The 18,023-nt window shown below is 51.6% G+C and carries 18 protein-coding genes, 1 rRNA gene and 1 other annotated feature; of the genes, 7 read left to right on the forward strand and 12 right to left on the reverse strand.

Annotation, left to right across the window (positions count from 1 at the left end; all coding sequences use genetic code 11):
- The 4 genes from J4650_RS06000 to rluD form a co-directional block, all read right to left on the reverse strand.
- Positions 1 to 220, reverse strand: a 16S ribosomal RNA gene (locus J4650_RS06000); the annotation flags it as partial.
- Positions 221 to 671: 451 nt separating this feature from the next.
- Positions 672 to 3,245 (reverse strand): ATP-dependent chaperone ClpB, encoded by a 2,574-nt coding sequence (clpB, locus tag J4650_RS06005; RefSeq protein ID WP_023993989.1) that lies wholly within the window; start codon positions 3,243 to 3,245, stop codon positions 672 to 674.
- Between the two features lie 129 nt (positions 3,246 to 3,374).
- A complete protein-coding gene (yfiH, locus tag J4650_RS06010; RefSeq protein ID WP_000992634.1) occupies positions 3,375 to 4,106 on the reverse strand; it encodes a purine nucleoside phosphorylase YfiH in 732 nt (243 codons plus the stop codon).
- Positions 4,103 to 5,083: a 23S rRNA pseudouridine(1911/1915/1917) synthase RluD gene (gene rluD / locus J4650_RS06015; RefSeq protein ID WP_000079130.1), complete on the reverse strand. Its 981-nt coding sequence runs from the start codon at positions 5,081 to 5,083 to the stop codon at positions 4,103 to 4,105. The genes yfiH and rluD overlap by 4 nt, the downstream gene beginning before the upstream one ends.
- A 131-nt stretch (positions 5,084 to 5,214) precedes the next feature.
- Here rluD and bamD point away from each other — a divergent pair, with 131 nt between their 5' ends.
- The 4 genes from bamD to pheA all read left to right on the forward strand — a co-directional run bounded on the left by bamD (position 5,215) and on the right by pheA (position 7,973).
- A complete protein-coding gene (gene bamD / locus J4650_RS06020) occupies positions 5,215 to 5,952 on the forward strand; it encodes an outer membrane protein assembly factor BamD (protein WP_000197660.1) in 738 nt (245 codons plus the stop codon).
- A 271-nt stretch (positions 5,953 to 6,223) separates the two neighbouring features.
- On the forward strand, positions 6,224 to 6,562 hold the full coding sequence (raiA, locus tag J4650_RS06025) for a ribosome-associated translation inhibitor RaiA (RefSeq protein WP_000178449.1): 339 nt from the start codon (positions 6,224 to 6,226) through the stop codon (positions 6,560 to 6,562).
- A 102-nt stretch (positions 6,563 to 6,664) separates the two neighbouring features.
- Positions 6,665 to 6,790, forward strand: a sequence feature (Phe leader region).
- Positions 6,666 to 6,713 (forward strand): pheA operon leader peptide PheL, encoded by a 48-nt coding sequence (gene pheL / locus J4650_RS06030; protein WP_010989056.1) that lies wholly within the window; start codon positions 6,666 to 6,668, stop codon positions 6,711 to 6,713. (Overlaps the previous feature by 48 nt.)
- Positions 6,791 to 6,812: 22 nt before the next feature.
- Positions 6,813 to 7,973 (forward strand): bifunctional chorismate mutase/prephenate dehydratase, encoded by a 1,161-nt coding sequence (gene pheA, locus J4650_RS06035; RefSeq protein WP_000200080.1) that lies wholly within the window; start codon positions 6,813 to 6,815, stop codon positions 7,971 to 7,973.
- On the opposite strand, the gene J4650_RS06040 is transcribed toward pheA, so the two are convergent.
- The 3 genes from J4650_RS06040 to aroF are packed head-to-tail and all read right to left on the reverse strand — an operon-like array spanning position 7,934 to position 11,101.
- Complete coding sequence (locus J4650_RS06040; protein WP_023993988.1) at positions 7,934 to 8,842, reverse strand: SMP-30/gluconolactonase/LRE family protein; 909 nt, start codon at positions 8,840 to 8,842, stop codon at positions 7,934 to 7,936. The genes pheA and J4650_RS06040 overlap by 40 nt on opposite strands.
- A 57-nt stretch (positions 8,843 to 8,899) precedes the next feature.
- Entirely contained in the window at positions 8,900 to 10,021 is a 1,122-nt protein-coding gene (gene tyrA / locus J4650_RS06045; RefSeq protein ID WP_000225191.1) for a bifunctional chorismate mutase/prephenate dehydrogenase, read from the reverse strand.
- 9 nt (positions 10,022 to 10,030) lie between these two features.
- Positions 10,031 to 11,101 (reverse strand): 3-deoxy-7-phosphoheptulonate synthase AroF, encoded by a 1,071-nt coding sequence (gene aroF, locus J4650_RS06050; protein WP_001168062.1) that lies wholly within the window; start codon positions 11,099 to 11,101, stop codon positions 10,031 to 10,033.
- 439 nt (positions 11,102 to 11,540) lie between these two features.
- Between aroF and J4650_RS06055 the strand changes: the two genes are divergently transcribed.
- Both J4650_RS06055 and dgcN read left to right on the forward strand, forming a co-directional pair.
- Positions 11,541 to 12,059, forward strand: coding sequence for a YfiR family protein (locus tag J4650_RS06055; RefSeq protein ID WP_001212380.1), 519 nt, complete (start codon positions 11,541 to 11,543; stop codon positions 12,057 to 12,059).
- Positions 12,052 to 13,272 carry a diguanylate cyclase DgcN gene (dgcN, locus tag J4650_RS06060; protein WP_001030985.1) on the forward strand — a complete coding sequence of 407 codons (1,221 nt, stop codon included), beginning with the start codon at positions 12,052 to 12,054 and terminating at the stop codon, positions 13,270 to 13,272. The genes J4650_RS06055 and dgcN overlap by 8 nt, the downstream gene beginning before the upstream one ends.
- 156 nt (positions 13,273 to 13,428) lie before the next feature.
- Here the strand turns inward: dgcN and rplS are convergent, their stop codons facing one another.
- The 5 genes from rplS to ffh all read right to left on the reverse strand — a co-directional run bounded on the left by rplS (position 13,429) and on the right by ffh (position 17,058).
- Entirely contained in the window at positions 13,429 to 13,776 is a 348-nt protein-coding gene (gene rplS / locus J4650_RS06065) for a 50S ribosomal protein L19 (RefSeq protein ID WP_000065257.1), read from the reverse strand.
- Between the two features lie 40 nt (positions 13,777 to 13,816).
- Complete coding sequence (trmD, locus tag J4650_RS06070; RefSeq protein ID WP_000469813.1) at positions 13,817 to 14,584, reverse strand: tRNA (guanosine(37)-N1)-methyltransferase TrmD; 768 nt, start codon at positions 14,582 to 14,584, stop codon at positions 13,817 to 13,819.
- Between the two features lie 44 nt (positions 14,585 to 14,628).
- On the reverse strand, positions 14,629 to 15,177 hold the full coding sequence (gene rimM / locus J4650_RS06075; protein WP_000043266.1) for a ribosome maturation factor RimM: 549 nt from the start codon (positions 15,175 to 15,177) through the stop codon (positions 14,629 to 14,631).
- 18 nt (positions 15,178 to 15,195) lie between these two features.
- Entirely contained in the window at positions 15,196 to 15,444 is a 249-nt protein-coding gene (gene rpsP, locus J4650_RS06080) for a 30S ribosomal protein S16 (RefSeq protein WP_000256453.1), read from the reverse strand.
- A 252-nt stretch (positions 15,445 to 15,696) separates the two neighbouring features.
- On the reverse strand, positions 15,697 to 17,058 hold the full coding sequence (ffh, locus tag J4650_RS06085) for a signal recognition particle protein (RefSeq protein WP_000460052.1): 1,362 nt from the start codon (positions 17,056 to 17,058) through the stop codon (positions 15,697 to 15,699).
- Between the two features lie 168 nt (positions 17,059 to 17,226).
- Between ffh and J4650_RS06090 the strand changes: the two genes are divergently transcribed.
- Positions 17,227 to 18,018: an inner membrane protein YpjD gene (locus J4650_RS06090; RefSeq protein ID WP_001537507.1), complete on the forward strand. Its 792-nt coding sequence runs from the start codon at positions 17,227 to 17,229 to the stop codon at positions 18,016 to 18,018.
- Positions 18,019 to 18,023 lie beyond the last annotated feature (5 nt).

Below are 18,023 nucleotides of genomic sequence, written 5' to 3' on the forward strand. Positions count from 1 at the left end.
GGCAAGAGGCCCGAAGGTCCCCCTCTTTGGTCTTGCGACGTTATGCGGTATTAGCCACCGTTTCCAGTAGTTATCCCCCTCCATCAGGCAGTTTCCCAGACATTACTCACCCGTCCGCCACTCGTCACCCGAGAGCAAGCTCTCTGTGCTACCGTTCGACTTGCATGTGTTAGGCCTGCCGCCAGCGTTCAATCTGAGCCATGATCAAACTCTTCAATTTAAAAGTTTGATGCTCGTGAATTAAACTTCGTAATGAATTACGTGTTCACTCAGAGACTTGGTATTCATTTTTCGTCTTGCGACGTCAAGAATCCGTATCTTCGAGTGCCCACACAGATTGTCTGATAAATTGTTAAAGAGCAGTGCAACGCGGCTTTCGCTCACCGTTGCGAGGTGGCGCATATTACGCTTTCCTCTTTTTGAGTCAAGCCTTTATTTTCGCTTTCCTCACAGACTTCTTAACGAAGCCTTTCTGACCCGGCGGCCTGTATGCCGTTGTTCCGTGTCAGTGGTGGCGCATTATAGGGAGTTATTAGAGCCTGACAAGACCTAAATGCAAAAAAAAGCTCAACCGTTCACTTTTCAAACAACATTTGAACCAAAAGCCTATTTTCGCCTGGTTTTTAAACAAAAACGAGCCCGTCAGGGCCCGTTTTATTCAAATTTGTGACTTACTGCACTGCCACAATACGATCATCATTAGCTTCAAGGCGAATCACTTTGCCAGGAACCAGTTCACCAGACAGGATTTGCTGCGCCAGTGGGTTTTCGATCTGCTGTTGAATAGCACGTTTTAACGGACGCGCCCCGTAGACCGGATCGTAACCGTTGGCGCTCAACAGTTTCAGCGCCTCGTCGGAGATATGGATTTCATAACCACGTTCTTCCAGACGTTTGTACAGACGCTGCAGCTGGATCTGAGCAATAGAAGCGATGTGTTGCTCACCTAACGGATGGAATACCACAACTTCATCAATACGGTTGATAAATTCCGGACGGAAGTTTTGGCTAACCACACCCAGCACCATCTCTTTCATTCGACCGTAATCCAGTTCGCCAAAGCGCTCCTGAATGAGATCGGAACCGAGGTTAGAAGTCATAATGACCACCGTATTACGGAAGTCGACCGTTCTCCCCTGCCCGTCAGTCAGCCGACCGTCGTCCAGCACCTGCAACAGAATGTTGAATACATCCGGATGCGCTTTTTCTACTTCATCCAACAAGATGACGGAATAAGGACGACGGCGTACCGCTTCTGTCAAATAACCGCCTTCTTCATAGCCGACATATCCCGGAGGCGCCCCGACCAAACGAGACACGGAGTGTTTCTCCATAAACTCGGACATATCGATACGCACCATCGCGTCGTCGCTGTCGAACATAAAGTTAGCCAGCGCTTTACACAGTTCGGTTTTACCGACCCCCGTCGGCCCAAGGAACAGGAAGGAACCAATCGGACGGTTCGGATCGGACAGCCCCGCGCGGCTACGACGTATGGCGTTCGATACTGCTTCAACGGCTTCATTCTGCCCGATCACACGGCTGTGTAACTCTTGTTCCATACGCAACAGTTTTTCACGTTCGCCTTCCAGCATTCTGGCCACCGGAATACCGGTCCAGCGCGCCAGCACTTCGGCAATTTCCGCATCCGTTACTTTGTTACGTAACAGACGCATGGTTTTACCTTCCGACTGGGTCGCGGCTTCCAGCTGTTTTTCCAGCTCCGGAATTTTGCCGTACTGCAGTTCAGACATTCGCGCCAGGTCGCCAACGCGACGCGCCTGCTCGATGGCGATCTTCGCCTGCTCCAGCTCCGCTTTAATAGTTTGCGTCCCAGAAAGCGATGCTTTTTCCGCTTTCCACTCTTCTTCCAGCTCAGAGTACTGACGCTCTTTATCGTCCAGTTCTTCGTTGAGCATATCGAGACGTTTTTTACTCGCCTCGTCAGACTCTTTCATCAACGCCTGCTGTTCCAGTTTGAGCTGAATAATGCGGCGGTCGAGTCTGTCCAGCTCCTCCGGCTTAGAGTCAATCTGCATACGAATGCTGGATGCCGCTTCATCGATGAGGTCGATAGCTTTATCCGGCAACTGACGGTCGGCGATGTAGCGGTGAGATAATGTTGCCGCCGCCACAATCGCCGGGTCAGTGATCTGCACATGGTGGTGCAACTCGTAACGTTCTTTCAGGCCACGCAGAATAGCAATGGTGTCTTCCACTGAAGGTTCTGCGACAAACACTTTTTGAAAACGACGTTCCAGCGCCGCGTCTTTTTCAATGTACTGACGGTATTCATCCAGCGTGGTCGCACCCACACAGTGCAGTTCACCACGCGCCAGCGCCGGTTTCAGCATGTTACCGGCATCCATGGCGCCATCAGCTTTACCTGCGCCAACCATGGTGTGCAGCTCGTCGATAAACAGGATGACGTTGCCTTCCTGTTTCGCCAGATCGTTCAGCACGCCTTTCAGACGCTCTTCAAATTCGCCGCGATATTTCGCCCCGGCCACCAGCGCGCCCATATCCAGCGCCAGCACGCGACGGCCTTTCAGGCCTTCCGGTACTTCACCGTTGATAATACGTTGCGCCAGCCCTTCAACAATGGCGGTTTTACCTACGCCTGGCTCACCGATTAACACCGGGTTGTTTTTAGTACGACGTTGCAATACCTGAATGGTACGGCGAATTTCTTCATCACGACCAATTACCGGGTCAAGCTTACCTTGTTCAGCCCGCTCGGTCAGATCGACGGTATATTTTTTCAAGGCCTGACGTTGGTCTTCAGCCCCTTGATCGTTCACGCTTTCACCTCCGCGCATCTGTTCAATTGCCTGAGTGATATTGGCCGTGGTCGCACCGGCTGATTTCAGCAGATCGGTTAACGTGCCGTGAGACTCAAGCGCCGCCAGAACAAACAGCTCTGACGAAATAAAATTGTCCCCCCGTTTTTGCGCCAGCTTGTCACAAAGGTTCAGTACGCGTACCAGTTCCGAAGAAGGCTGTACGTCGCCGCCGGTGCCTTCCACCTGCGGTAAACGGCTCAGCGCCTGATCGATAGCGGTGCGCAACTGGCCAGCATTAATGCCGGCGGAGGTTAATAAAGGACGTATCGATCCCCCTTCCTGGTTCAGCAAGGCGCTCATTAAATGAAGAGGTTCGATGAATTGGTTGTCGTGCCCCAGCGCGAGCGACTGGGCATCGGCAAGAGCAAGCTGGAATTTGTTAGTAAGACGATCCAGACGCATAACTCCTCCCATAACAGGTCAAAATTGCTACTGGAGATTAAATGAGGTCATCCCTCAATTATTCAAGGTGAATGACCTGAATTATGTGAAAAGAAAGTTACCCGTACCGGATCGTCTTGATTCTTTAGGTTATATCAGCCAAATAAAACTTGCCATACGACCTGTCGTCTTGTCGCGACGATAAGAGAAGAAAGTCTCACTTTCGCTAAAGGTGCAGCGATCCCCGCCATAGACATGTTCAACGCCGGTATTCGCCAGACGTTGGCGTGCAAGCTGATAAATATCCGCCAGAAATTTTTCCCCGTGCGGCAAAAATGCGCTATCGGCTTGCGCATCTTTTGCTAAAAATGCGTCACGCACTTCCGGCCCCACTTCAAACGCGGCCGGGCCGATCGCCGGACCTAACCAGGCGATGATATTTTCTGGTTTGTCAGCAAAGCAGGTGACAGTTTCCTCCAGTACGCCTTCACATAATCCGCGCCAGCCCGCATGAGCCGCCGCCACTTCTGTCCCCTCACGGTTACAGAATAGCACAGGCAGGCAGTCTGCCGTCATTACCGCGCAGACGGTTCCTGGCGTATTGCTGTAAGACGCATCCGCACGTTTGGAGGCATAAGGTTCTCCGGTAAGCCTCAATACATTTTTACCGTGAACCTGTTCAAGCCAGACAGGTTTCGAAGGCAGATTGCCCGCCGCGAACAGACGCTTGCGGTTCTCTTCAACATGCTCCGGGTTATCGCCGCAATGCGCGCCCAGATTCAGCGAGTCGTAAGGCGGTAAACTCACCCCGCCAATACGGGTAGAACTACAGGCTGCGACGCCTTTCGGCAGCGGCCACTGCGGGACAATCAGTGCATTCATAACCAGTCCACATCATCTTTATGATCTTCGAAATCGGCGCGCATCGCATCGATAAGGTCCACCATATCTTGTGGAATCGGCGCGTGCCACTCCATTTCGATACCCGATACAGGATGGTAGAGACGCAGCATCGTTGCATGAAGCGCCTGGCGGTCAAACTTACGCAGAGTGGAAATAAATTCTTCCGATGCGCCTTTCGGTGGACGTGGACGACCACCGTAGACCTGATCGCCCACTAACGGATGCGTAATATGCGCCATATGCACGCGGATCTGGTGCGTACGCCCGGTCTCCAGACGCAACCTAAGACGCGTGTGCACACGGAAATGTTCCATAATGCGGTAGTGGGTCACCGCCGGTTTGCCCATAGGATGCACCGACATATGGGTACGTTTGGTCGGGTGACGACTGATGGGTTCATTCACCGTTCCTCCTGCTGTCATATGTCCGATCGCGACCGCTTCATATTCGCGGGTGATCTCGCGCAGCTGCAAAGACTCCACCAGGCGCGTTTGCGCCGGAACGGTTTTGGCCACCACCATCAGCCCCGTCGTGTCCTTATCCAGACGATGCACAATGCCCGCGCGCGGAACATCCGCAATCGGCGGATAATAATGTAGCAACGCGTTCAGTACCGTACCGTCCGGGTTACCCGCGCCAGGATGTACCACCAGATCGCGTGGTTTGTTGATAACCAGAATATCGTCATCTTCATAAACAATATCTAACGGGATATCCTGCGCTTCAAAACGAATCTCTTCGTCGATCTCCGCATCAATAGCCACCCGCTCGCCGCCTAACACTTTTTCTTTTGGCTTATCGCAAAGTTGACCATTGACCAACACGCGTTGATTCAAAATCCATTCTTTTATACGCGAACGTGAATAATCCGGGAACATTTCGGCCAAAGCCTGATCTAAGCGTTGACCGAGTTGGTTTTCGGAGACCGTTGCGGTGAGTTGTACTCGTTGTGCCATATACAGCTTCTTCGTTTAACGTTGGGTTTTACGGCTTTGCCGTTTAATATAGTGTGCTATTGTAGCTGGTCTTAACCGGGAGCAGGAACAGAGAATCTCCCGTAAAACATTTTGAGGAAAGTCAAAACGTCATGACGCGCATGAAATATCTGGTGGCAGCAGCCACGTTGAGCCTGTTTCTGGCGGGTTGCTCGGGTTCAAAGGAAGAGGTGCCCGATAATCCGCCGAATGAAATCTACGCGACTGCTCAGCAAAAGCTGCAGGACGGTAACTGGAAACAGGCAATAACGCAATTGGAAGCGTTAGATAATCGTTATCCATTCGGACCGTATTCTCAGCAGGTGCAGTTGGATCTTATCTACGCCTATTACAAAAACGCCGATTTGCCGCTAGCGCAGGCCGCTATCGATCGTTTTATGCGTCTTAATCCAACGCACCCTAATATTGACTATGTCATGTACATGCGCGGCCTGACGAACATGGCGCTGGATGATAGCGCGCTGCAGGGTTTCTTTGGCGTCGATCGCAGCGATCGCGATCCGCAACATGCGCGGGCGGCGTTCAATGACTTTTCGAAACTGGTACGCAGCTATCCTAATAGCCAGTACACCACCGACGCCACTAAGCGTCTGGTATTCCTGAAAGACCGTCTGGCGAAATATGAATATTCCGTCGCAGAGTACTATACCGCGCGCGGCGCATGGGTTGCGGTCGTAAACCGGGTAGAAGGTATGCTACGCAATTATCCTGATACGCAGGCCACGCGCGATGCGTTGCCACTGATGGAAAACGCCTATCGTCAGATGCAGCTGAATGCGCAGGCTGACAAAGTCGCGAAAATTATTGCCGCTAACAGCAAAAACACCTGAAGCAATACAGACAAGCAAAACGGCAGCCTTCCGGCTGCCGTTTTTTTATTCGATATCTGATGCAACAGAAATGATTTCACTGCAACGCATCCAGTCAAATATGGCCTGCTTTCAGCCATTCCTCAAGTAAAAGATCGCTTCTTCCTGCGATGCCTCACAAAAAGTTCGCCTTGACAAAAAGTGACAAAATAATGTGATTTACATCACACATTTTGACATTAAGAACGGTATGCTGGAATCACCAAGACGGGAAAGACAAGAGGTAAAATTTATGACAATGAACATTACCAGTAAACAAATGGAAATTACTCCGGCAATCCGCCAACATGTCGCAGACCGTCTCGCCAAACTGGAAAAATGGCAAACTCACCTGATTAATCCTCATATCATTCTGTCTAAAGAGCCACAGGGTTTTATTGCTGACGCCACCATTAATACACCGAACGGACATCTGGTCGCCAGCGCAAAACACGAAGATATGTACACCGCTATTAATGAATTGATCAACAAGCTGGAACGGCAGCTCAATAAAGTGCAGCACAAAGGCGAAGCCCGTCGTGCCACCGCATCGGTGAAAGATGCCAGCTTCGTCGAAGCAGAAGAAGAGTAGTCCCTTACATTGAGTGTATCGCCAACGCGCCTTCGGGCGCGTTTTTTGTTGACAGGATTAAAACAGTACGGGTACTGTACTTACGTACACAAAGGAAACAGTTATGAAGCTAACCCGGTTTTTCTTCGCATTCTTTTTTATCTTCCCCTGACCGGGAGGCGTTTCGTCATGTGATAAAGAATGCGAAGACGAACAAGAAGGCCTCCCCCACCGGGAGGCCTTTTTTATTGATAACAAAAAAGGCAACACTATGACATCGGAAAACCCATTACTGGCGCTGCGAGATAAAATCAGCGCTTTAGACGAAGAGTTACTGGCCTTACTGGCAAAACGACGCGCGCTGGCGATTGAAGTGGGACAAGCAAAACTACTGTCGCATCGTCCGGTTCGGGATATCGATCGTGAACGCGCGCTGCTGGACAGGCTCATCCATCTCGGTAAAGCCCACCATCTCGACGCACACTACATTACCCGTCTGTTCCAGCTTATCATTGAAGACTCCGTGCTTACTCAGCAGGCGCTGCTGCAACAACATCTGAATAATACTCACCCTCATTCGGCACGTATTGCGTTTCTTGGGCCGAAAGGCTCCTATTCTCATCTCGCGGCGCGCCAGTATGCTGCACGCCATTTTGAGCAATTTATTGAGAGCGGTTGCGCAAAATTCACCGATATTTTTCATCAGGTCGAAACCGGCCAGGCCGATTACGCCGTGGTTCCGATAGAGAACACCAGCTCCGGCGCTATCAACGATGTGTACGACTTATTGCAACACACCAGTCTATCGATTGTCGGTGAGATGACCGTCACTATCGATCACTGCGTGCTGGTTTCCGGCGCTACGGATCTGAATACCATCGAAACGGTGTACAGCCATCCGCAGCCGTTCCAGCAGTGCAGTAAGTTTTTGAGCCGCTATCCGCACTGGAAAATCGACTATACCGAGAGTACGTCGGCAGCGATGGAAAAAGTCGCGCAGGCAAACTCTCCGCGCGTCGCGGCGCTCGGCAGCGAGGCAGGCGGCATGTTGCACGGTTTACAGGTGCTGGAACGCATTGCCGCAAACCAGACGCAGAATATCACCCGCTTTCTGGTACTGGCGCGCAAAGCCATCAACGTTTCCGATCAGGTTCCGGCAAAAACCACTCTGTTAATCGCCACCGGGCAGCAAGCTGGCGCGCTGGTCGAAGCGCTGCTGGTGCTGCGTAACCACAATCTCATCATGACGAAACTGGAGTCGCGCCCCATTCACGGCAATCCGTGGGAAGAGATGTTTTATCTCGATATTCAGGCGAACCTGGAGTCGCAGGTAATGCAAAGCGCGCTAAAAGAGCTGGGCGAGATCACGCGCTCAATGAAAGTGCTTGGCTGCTATCCCAGCGAAAACGTCGTGCCGGTAGAACCTGCCTGACGTTCAATAAAACGGCTTTTCTTCATCCCTGCGACGGCTACCTGCAGGGTGAAGATGGCGCCGGAGAGCGGATAATCCGCCACTTCCTGAGCAGACATATTTTCTCTGGTAGTTGTAATAAACAGCGTTTTCATATCTGCGCCGCCAAAGCAAACCATCGTCGGACAACGTACCGGCAACCGGTACTCTTCCAGCTGCTCTCCTTGCGGTGAGAAACGCGCCACGCGCCAGCCGTCAAACATCGCGCTCCAGTAGCACCCTTCGCTATCCATCGCCGCGCCGTCGGGAAGTCCTTCTCCTTCGCCAAAATGGCGAAAAAGTTCACGCTTGCCCGGATCGCCATGCTTATCAAGTAACGTGCGGTATATCACGCCATTCGGCGTATCGGAGGTATACATCCACTGGTTATTCGGGCTGAACGCCAGGCCGTTGTGTCCCTGGATATCGCACTGGATCACTTTTGCCGTCAGGTCATGATCGATCCGCATCAGCAACGCGCCATTATAGTCACCTGGCGCCCAGAACGTTCCGGCATAAAAACGTCCATCGCCATCAGTGCCGCCATCGTTGAAACGCGCCAGTTTCGTATTAGAGGGATTGTCGCAAACCTTACGCTGCAATAATCCATTTTTATCGGCCAGCCAGATAGCATGACGCATGGCCACAATAAATCCGCCCTGCTCACGCAAGGCAAAACAACCCACCTCTTCCGGAAACGCCAGCACGCTATGCGTCCCGCTCGCCGGATGGTAACGATGGATCTCCTGTTCCAGGATATCGGTCCAGTACAGCGCGCTTTCATCCTCGCTCCATGTGGGGCATTCTGGTAAATGTCCGACATAATCAAATAAAAGGTGCGGCGTAGTCATAACGGTTCCTTAAACGAAAAAAGCCAGCAAAGCTGTCTTTTAGTATAGATGTCATCATTATGGTCGGCTGTCATTCGCCTGACGCAATAACACACGGCTTTCATTCTGGAAGCGTCTGGCATAATCGCCAAACCAGTGTTCAACTTTGCGAAAACTGTCGATAAAAGCCTGCTTATCACCCTGTTCCAGTAACCCGATCGCATCGCCAAAACGTTTATAGTAACGCTTGATAAGCGCCAGATTGCGCTCCGACGACATAATAATGTCTGCATACAGCTGCGGGTCCTGGGCGAACAGACGCCCGACCATCGCCAGCTCCAGTCGATAAATCGGCGATGATAGCGCCAGAAGCTGCTCAAGCTGGACGTTCTCTTCCGCCAGATGCAGCCCATAAGCGAAGGTAGCAAAGTGGCGCAGCGCCTGGATAAAAGCCATGTTCTGATCGTGCTCGACAGCGCTAATTCGGTGCAACCGCGCGCCCCACACCTGGATTTGCTCAAGGAACCACTGATACGCTTCCGGTTGACGCCCATCACACCAGACCACCACCTGCTTCGCCAGGCTCCCGCTGTCCGGACCAAACATCGGATGCAAGCCCAACACGGGGCCATCATGGGCCGCCAACATTGCCTGCAACGGACCGCTTTTCACCGATGCCAGATCGACCAGAATACAGTCGGACGGCAGGGGCGGCAGTTGCGCTATGACCTGTTCAGTAACATGAATCGGCACGCTGACGATCACCATTCCGGCATCGGCGACAATGTCCCTGGCGCGCGGCCAGTCCTGTTGTTCCAGAATACGGACCTGATAGCCCGACAGCGTGAGCATTTTTTCAAACAGACGCCCCATCTGTCCGCCGCCGCCCACAATGACGACCGGACGCAGAGAAGGACAAAGCGTTTTGAACCCCTTATCATTTTCGCTGGAGTAAGATTCACGCATTACCCGGCGCAGGACATCTTCAATGAGATCGGGCGGGACACCGATCGCTTCTGCTTCCGCCCGTCGTGAAGCCAGCATAGAGGCCTCACGCTCCGGCACGTAAATAGGCAGGCCAAAACGGCTTTTCACCTCGCCGACTTTGGCAACCAGTTCCAGGCGCTTAGCCAGTAAATTCAACAACGCTTTATCGACATCATCTATTTGATCGCGTAACGCGGTCAATTCAGCAACCATAACAACCTCTTATGCGACGCGCACCGCCAGCTGGCCGCTCAAATCTTTATGAATTTCACGTAACAGGGCATCGGTCATCTCCCAGCTAATACAAGCATCGGTGACGGAAACGCCATACTTCATTTCGCTGCGCGGCTGTTCGGAAGACTGATTACCCTCATGAATATTACTTTCAATCATTAAGCCAATGATTGAACGATTGCCATCTTTAATCTGCGCAACCACAGATTCGGCAACGGCTGGCTGGCGGCGATAATCTTTATTGGAGTTACCATGACTGCAATCTACCATCAGCGAAGGACGTAGTCCCGCCTGTTCCATCTCTTTTTCACACTGAGCGACATCTGCCGGGCTATAGTTTGGCGCTTTGCCACCACGCAGAATTACATGGCCATGCGGATTTCCCTGGGTTTGCAATAACGCAACCTGACCGGCCTGGTTAATGCCAACAAAGCGATGGGGTTGCGCAGCGGCGCGCATGGCGTTAATCGCTGTCGCCAGGCTGCCATCCGTGCCGTTTTTAAAGCCGACCGGCATAGAAAGACCAGACGCCATTTCGCGGTGGGTTTGCGATTCGGTTGTGCGCGCGCCTATCGCCGACCAGCTAAACAGATCGCCCAGGTATTGCGGGCTGTTCGGATCCAACGCTTCGGTCGCCAACGGCAACCCCATATTCACCAGTTCCACCAGTAGCTGACGCGCTATTTTCAACCCGGCTTCCACATCAAATGAGCCATCCATGTGAGGATCGTTAATCAGCCCTTTCCAGCCGACGGTAGTCCGCGGCTTTTCAAAATAGACGCGCATTACCAGATAGAGGCTATCGCTGACCTCTGCGGCAAGGGCTTTAAATCGACGGGCATATTCCAGAGCGGTTTCAGGATCGTGAATAGAACAAGGACCGCATACCACCAACAGACGCGGATCGCGCCCGGCAATAATGTCAGAAATGATTCCCCGGGACTGCGCTATCTGCGCTTCCTGCGCCAGACTCAACGGAAAGGCCGCTTTAAGCTGCTCCGGCGTCATTAATACCTGTTCATCGGTGATACGTACGTTATTCAGCGCGTCTTTTTGCATGATGGCGATCCTGTCTTTTCTTGTTTGCGATAGTTGATCCTCCACGAGGATGTTTAAACCATACCACAAAAAGTAAAGATTTCAATCCATATTACGTAAAATAAACTTTACACCATGCGCAATCGTCGATTAAACCACCTCATTTCGTATCAAAAACTTTACACAACAAGTGAATTATTTTATTCCCAGCCTCAGAAAAGCGGTAAAATGAGCGATGCTCGCTATTTTTTGATTATTTTTTCTCCGCACACATATTTTTACTTTCTGATATAGGGTGATTAATACCATTATCACAAGAATTTAATATCAGGGATATCACTTAAATTATTCATATTATCAATAAGACATAATGACGATATGGCAAAATAATGTTATTTTGCTACAAACAATCACGGATGTATTTTAATGCTTTACGACTGAAGATGGTGGGGACTTGTTAATGCGTTTTTCTCACCGATTTATCCTTCTGTTATCGCTATTATTAGCAAGCTTGCCTCTGTATGCTCAACGCGTCACGGAAGAAGAGAAATCCGTACGCGCCATCGTCTCCGGTATCGTCAGTTATACACACTGGCCGGCGTTATCCGGGCCGCCAAGGCTATGCATATTTTCATCTGCGCGTTTTGTCAGGGTACTTAGCGAAGAGGCTGACTGGGCTTTCCCTTATCAACCGCTTGTCATCCGTACCACACAAGAAGCCCTGAGCGCCCGCTGTGATGGTTTTTACTTTGGCAATGAATCGCCAGCTTATCAGGTGGAGTTAACGCGTCATTATCCAGTTAATGCCTTGTTATTAATTGCCGAGCAAAATACCGAATGTATTATGGGCAGCGCATTTTGTCTGATCATTAACAATGATGAAGTCAAATTTTCCGTCAACCTGGACTCCCTCTCGCATAGCGGGGTGAGAGTGAATCCAGAAGTATTAATGCTTGCACGGAATCAAAAGCATGAATAAGGAATTTTCTCTGTCCAGACCAACATTTAAACGCACACTACGGCGGATTAGTATAATCAGCGTGCTGCTTACAATGACATTGATCTGGCTATTAATTTGCGTTGCGTCTGTCCTTACGCTCAAACAGTATGCGCAAAAAAATCTCGATTTGACCGCCGCCACAATGGCCCATAGCCTTGAAGCGGCACTGGTATTTTCCGATAACGCGGCCGCAGCGGAAACGCTCGCCACACTGGGACGCCAGGGACAATTTTCAGCGGCGGAGGTCCGCGATAAAAATGGCCGTACTATCGCCTCATGGCGCTATGATGCGCGAGCCGCAGACGATAAGCTCATCGGCTTAATTAGCCACTGGCTTTTTCCATTGCCGGTATCGCAACCCGTCTGGCACAACGGCAGGGCCATCGGCGAAGTACGGCTTGTCGCCCGCGACAGCCTTATTGGTCATTTTATCTGGCTATCGCTGGCAGTGCTGACAGGATGTATTCTGCTGGCATCCGGCATTGCCCTGCTGCTCACGCGTTATTTGCACAATGGCGTTGTGGATGCGCTGCAAAATATTACTGAAGTTGTACACGACGTTCGCACTAACCGAAATTTTTCACGCCGGGTACCTGATGAGCGTATTGCGGAATTTCACCTGTTTGCGCAGGATTTCAATAGCCTTCTGGATGAGATGGAAGAATGGCAGCTACGGCTTCAGGCTAAAAATGCCCAGTTACTACGTACCGCGTTGCACGATCCGCTGACGGGGCTTGCCAATCGCGCGGCATTTCGCAGCTGTATTAACGCGCTGATGAAGGACAATTCCGCTCGTAGCAGTTCGGCATTGTTATTTCTGGATGGCGATAACTTTAAATATATTAATGATACCTGGGGACATGCGGCAGGCGACCGCGTACTTATAGAGGTTGCCAAAAGATTAGCGGAATTCGGTGGTAGCCGTTATCAGACTTACCGACTCGGCGGCGATGAATTTGCGATGGTGCTTTACGATGTACATTCGGAATATGAAGTACAACGTATTTGCGCAGCGCTATCCCAGGCGTTTAATCGACCTTTTGAACTGCATAACGGCCAGCGAATAACGATGACCCTGAGTATTGGCTTTGCGCTGACATGGGAACATGCCACTGCCGAAAAACTACAAGAACTGGCCGATCGAAATATGTATCAGGCTAAACACCGGCGTGCGGAACGCTCGCTAAACTAAGGAACGGGCCTGGCCGTTTCTGACTCAGCGTTGAGACCACTGACCCAGACTAATCATGCAACCGTCTATGGCGTGGAGCAACCCCATAAAAAAGGGGCCAGCGTAATGCCAGCCCCTTCTTTTCTACAAGCTTTCGGATGTTGCGAAAGCGCGTTCTTAGTTAAGACGCTCTTTGATACGAGCCGCTTTACCAGTACGCTCACGCAGGTAGTACAGTTTAGCTTTACGAACAGCACCACGACGTTTAACAGCAATGCTGTCAACTACCGGAGAGTGAGTCTGGAAGACACGCTCAACGCCTTCGCCGTTGGAAATTTTACGAACAGTGAATGCAGAGTGCAGACCGCGGTTACGAATAGCGATAACCACGCCCTCGAATGCCTGCAGACGTTTCTTGGTACCTTCAACAACCCATACTTTCACTTCCACGGTATCGCCCGGACGGAAGGAAGGTACGTTCTGCTTCATCTGCTCTTGTTCAAGTTGCTTAATAATGTTGCTCATAATTTAATCTCTTATCCTGGGTAAACTGATATTTGGGGGCCTATGCCATCCCATCATGTTTATGCTGCTGTTGTGCGTGTTCTGTTTTGAACTCCGCCAGCAACCTTGCTTGCTCTTCAGTCAGAGCCAGGTTTTCCAGAAGTTCAGGTCTTCTAAGCCAGGTTCGGCCCAGCGACTGTTTCAAACGCCAGCGACGTATCTCGGCATGGTTTCCCGACAGCAATACTGGCGGTACTTCCATCCCCTCTAACACTTCAGGGCGCGTATAGTGCGGACAATCCAGCAACCCATCAGCAAACGAATCTTCGATTGCTGATGCTTCATGCCCCAGAACTCCCGGTATAAACCGGGCGACGGAGTCAATCAGCGTCATTGCCGGTAGTTCGCCACCGCTGAGAACGTAATCGCCAATTGACCATTCTTCGTCAATTTCGGTCTGAATTACGCGCTCATCTACGCCTTCGTAGCGACCACACACCAGAATAAGTTTCTGATTCGTGGCCAGCTCGCTAACGCCCGCTTGATCAAGCTTGCGTCCCTGAGGCGACAGATAAATCACTTTAGCGCCTTCACCTGCCGCGGCTTTTGCTGCATGAATGGCGTCCCGCAAAGGTTGCACCATCATTAACATCCCTGGTCCGCCGCCGTAAGGACGGTCGTCCACGGTACGGTGCCGGTCATGCGTGAAGTCGCGAGGACTCCAGCTCTGGATGTTCAGCAGGCCATTTTTTACTGCCCGGCCAGTTACCCCGTAATCGGTAATTGCGCGGAACATTTCAGGAAACAGGCTAACTATGCCAATAAACACAAGCCAATCCCCATAACGCCATTTATTACCGTTTATTCGGTGGTTTAAAAACCAGGATCCCAGTCTACTTCGATAGTACGAGTAGCGAGATCGACTTTCTTGATAACCTGCCCATCGAGGAACGGTACTAGTCGTTCCTTGATACCAAATGCATCTTTCAGGTTCGCCTTAATGACGAGAACGTCATTCGACCCGGTTTCCATCATGTCGATAACTTTACCGAGATCGTAGCCTTCAGCGGTGACTACCTGGCAGCCCATCAGGTCTTTCCAGTAGTAGTCTCCCTCCTCAAGCGCAGGAAGTTGCGAGGAATCCACGACAATTTCGCAATTCGTCAGAAGATTCGCGGCATCTCGATCGTCAACGCCTTTCAGCTTGATGATCAGATCCTGATTGTGGTGCTTCCAGCTTTCCAGCTGTACCTGCTGCCACTGACCCGCCTTCTGGATAAACCAGGGCTGATAGTCAAAAATGCTTTCGGCGTCTTCAGTGGAGGAAAACACTCTGAGCCAACCACGGATACCGTATGAAGAACCCATTTTCCCCAGTACAACCGGTTCAGCGGGTACTTGTGCGGCGAGTTGCTTGCTCATCATGACCACCGTGACAGATTAAGCTGCTTTTTTTACTTCTTTGATCAGCGCCGCAACGCGATCGGAAATGGTTGCGCCCTGGCCAACCCAGTGAGCGATGCGATCCAGATCCAGGCGGGTGCCTTCTTCTTTTTCGCTAGCGATTGGGTTGAAGAAACCAACGCGCTCAATGAAGCGACCGTTGCGTGCATTACGGCTGTCGGTGACAACAACCTGGTAGAACGGACGCTTTTTAGCGCCGTGACGAGCTAAACGAATAGTTACCATAACATCCTCTTGTGTGAATAAAACAACCGGGCCCCATCGAGGAACGGAGCCCGGCGTCATATTAAAAGCCCGAAAATTTTACTGATTTCTGGGAGAATTGCAATCAACAGTTAATAACTCTGCTGTAGAAGGCCGTCGGCGGCGCAGCGAGTTCGGTACCGGCGTGCGCGCAGCCACCGCAGCGTACACGCAGTACGTGAGGATGGCGAGCACACCCCGGTGCCGAAATAGCAAGTGAGCCAGGCCGGGAAATTAGCGACCCGGGAAGCCTGGCGGCATCATCCCCTTCATACTCCGCATCATCTTCGCCATCCCGCCCTTCTTCATCTTCTTCATCATGCGCTGCATGTCGTCGAACTGTTTCAGAAGGCGGTTAACGTCCTGCACCTGCATCCCACAGCCCTGCGCGATACGACGCTTGCGGGAACCTTTGATGATTTCCGGCTTCGCGCGTTCTTTCAGCGTCATCGAATTGATGATCGCCTCCATACGCACCAGCACCTTGTCATCCATCTGCGATTTAACGTTGTCCGGAATCTGCCCCATGCCCGGTAATTTGCCCATCAGACTGGCCATACCGCCCATGTTTTTCATCTGTTTGAGCTGTTCCAGGAAGTCGTTCAGGTCGAAACCGTCGCCTTTCTTCAGTTTAGTCGCCAGCTTTTCAGCCTGTGCGCGGTCAACTTTGCTTTCGATATCTTCGATCAGCGACAGCACGTCGCCCATGCCGAGAATACGCGAGGCGATACGATCCGGATGGAACGGCTCCAGCGCGTCGGTTTTCTCGCCGACACCGAGGAATTTAATCGGCTTGCCGGTGATATGACGAATAGAGAGCGCCGCACCGCCACGCGCATCACCATCAACTTTGGTCAGCACAACGCCGGTTAACGGCAGCGCTTCGTTAAAGGCTTTTGCGGTATTCGCCGCATCCTGACCGGTCATCGCATCAACGACAAACAGCGTTTCTACTGGCTTGATAGACGCGTGGACCTGTTTGATTTCGTCCATCATCGCTTCGTCAACGTGCAGACGACCGGCGGTATCCACCAGCAGCACGTCGTAGAATTTGAGCTTCGCTTCTTTCAGCGCGGCGTTGACGATATCAACCGGTTTCTGGCCGACATCAGACGGGAAGAAATCCACGCCAACCTGCTCAGCCAGCGTTTCGAGCTGTTTGATCGCCGCCGGGCGATAGACGTCGGCAGAGACGACCAGCACTTTCTTCTTGTGCTTCTCGCGCAAGAATTTACCCAACTTACCGACGCTGGTGGTTTTACCCGCCCCCTGCAGACCCGCCATCAATACTACGGCTGGCGGCTGCGCAGCTAAATTCAGCGTCTGGTTCTCTTCGCCCATCGCCGCAACCAGTTCGCTACGGACAATCTTGACGAACTCCTGCCCTGGGGTCAGGCTCTTGTTAACTTCATGACCAACCGCTTTCTCTTTTACGCGATTGATGAACTCACGCACTACCGGCAGCGCAACGTCAGCCTCCAGCAGCGCCATGCGCACTTCGCGCAGCGTCTCTTTAACGTTGTCTTCAGTAAGGCGCCCACGGCCACTGATATTGCGCAGCGTGCGCGACAAACGATCGGTTAAATTATCAAACATTGTCTCTCGCCTGGGGTGGAAACGGTTGGTCGCCGCAGCGACACAGTTACAGAATTTCGCCACAGTATACCATGAAGCCGTCTTTGTTGTTATGCAACGGTTGGAGCTGCGGTCACGTAACGCTATACTGCTTCTCTTTCTCACTGGTCAACTGTCGACACAACTATTATGCCCGTTTTTGCTTTACTTGCCCTTGTCGCCTACTCCTTCAGCCTCGCGCTGATCGTTCCCGGACTGTTGCAAAAAAACAGCGGCTGGCGGCGTATGGCTATTCTTTCTGCGGTCATCGCGCTGGTGTGCCATGCTGTCGCGCTGGAATCGCGTATTCTGCCCGGCGGCGACAGTGGACAAAACCTGAGCCTGCTGAATGTCGGTTCGCTGGTCAGTCTGATGATCTGCACGGTGATGACCATTGTCGCGTCGCGTAATCGCGGCTGGTTACTTCTGCCCATTGTCTATGCTTTTGCGCTGATTAACCTGGCCTTCGCCACGTTCATGCCTAATGAATATATTACGCATCTGGAAGCGACCCCAGGCATGATGGTGCACATCGGTCTGTCGCTTTTCTCTTACGCGACGCTGATAATCGCCGCGCTGTATGCGCTACAACTGGCGTGGATCGACTATCAGTTGAAGAACAAAAAGCTGGCGTTTAGTAATGAAATGCCGCCATTGATGAGCATTGAGCGCAAAATGTTTCATATCACGCAGATTGGCGTCGTACTGCTGACCCTTACTCTGTGTACCGGCCTGTTTTACATGCATAACCTGTTCAGTACTGAAAATATTGATAAAGCCGTGCTCTCTATCGTGGCATGGTTTGTCTATATCGTTCTGCTGTGGGGGCATTACCATGAAGGCTGGCGGGGTCGGCGGGTCGTGTGGTTTAACGTCGCAGGCGCGGGTATTCTGACGCTGGCCTATTTTGGTAGCCGCATATTACAGCAATTTGTAAGCTAAGCTTT

The sequence above is a fragment of the Salmonella sp. 32120201201600049SM genome (assembly GCF_017572835.1).
GTDB classification, from domain to species: domain Bacteria; phylum Pseudomonadota; class Gammaproteobacteria; order Enterobacterales; family Enterobacteriaceae; genus Salmonella; species Salmonella enterica.

Bases quoted from the DNA above. Each gene is read 5' to 3' on its own strand.
- clpB (WP_023993989.1), bottom strand. From the start codon at position 3,245: ATGCGTCTGGATCGTCTTACTAACAAATTCCAGCTTGCTCTTGCCGAT.
- yfiH (WP_000992634.1), bottom strand. From the start codon at position 4,106: ATGAATGCACTGATTGTCCCGCAGTGGCCGCTGCCGAAAGGCGTCGCA.
- rluD (WP_000079130.1), bottom strand. From the start codon at position 5,083: ATGGCACAACGAGTACAACTCACCGCAACGGTCTCCGAAAACCAACTC.
- bamD (WP_000197660.1), top strand. From the start codon at position 5,215: ATGACGCGCATGAAATATCTGGTGGCAGCAGCCACGTTGAGCCTGTTT.
- raiA (WP_000178449.1), top strand. From the start codon at position 6,224: ATGACAATGAACATTACCAGTAAACAAATGGAAATTACTCCGGCAATC.
- pheA (WP_000200080.1), top strand. From the start codon at position 6,813: ATGACATCGGAAAACCCATTACTGGCGCTGCGAGATAAAATCAGCGCT.
- J4650_RS06040 (WP_023993988.1), bottom strand. From the start codon at position 8,842: ATGACTACGCCGCACCTTTTATTTGATTATGTCGGACATTTACCAGAA.
- tyrA (WP_000225191.1), bottom strand. From the start codon at position 10,021: ATGGTTGCTGAATTGACCGCGTTACGCGATCAAATAGATGATGTCGAT.
- aroF (WP_001168062.1), bottom strand. From the start codon at position 11,101: ATGCAAAAAGACGCGCTGAATAACGTACGTATCACCGATGAACAGGTA.
- J4650_RS06055 (WP_001212380.1), top strand. From the start codon at position 11,541: ATGCGTTTTTCTCACCGATTTATCCTTCTGTTATCGCTATTATTAGCA.
- dgcN (WP_001030985.1), top strand. From the start codon at position 12,052: ATGAATAAGGAATTTTCTCTGTCCAGACCAACATTTAAACGCACACTA.
- rplS (WP_000065257.1), bottom strand. From the start codon at position 13,776: ATGAGCAACATTATTAAGCAACTTGAACAAGAGCAGATGAAGCAGAAC.
- rimM (WP_000043266.1), bottom strand. From the start codon at position 15,177: ATGAGCAAGCAACTCGCCGCACAAGTACCCGCTGAACCGGTTGTACTG.
- rpsP (WP_000256453.1), bottom strand. From the start codon at position 15,444: ATGGTAACTATTCGTTTAGCTCGTCACGGCGCTAAAAAGCGTCCGTTC.
- ffh (WP_000460052.1), bottom strand. From the start codon at position 17,058: ATGTTTGATAATTTAACCGATCGTTTGTCGCGCACGCTGCGCAATATC.
- J4650_RS06090 (WP_001537507.1), top strand. From the start codon at position 17,227: ATGCCCGTTTTTGCTTTACTTGCCCTTGTCGCCTACTCCTTCAGCCTC.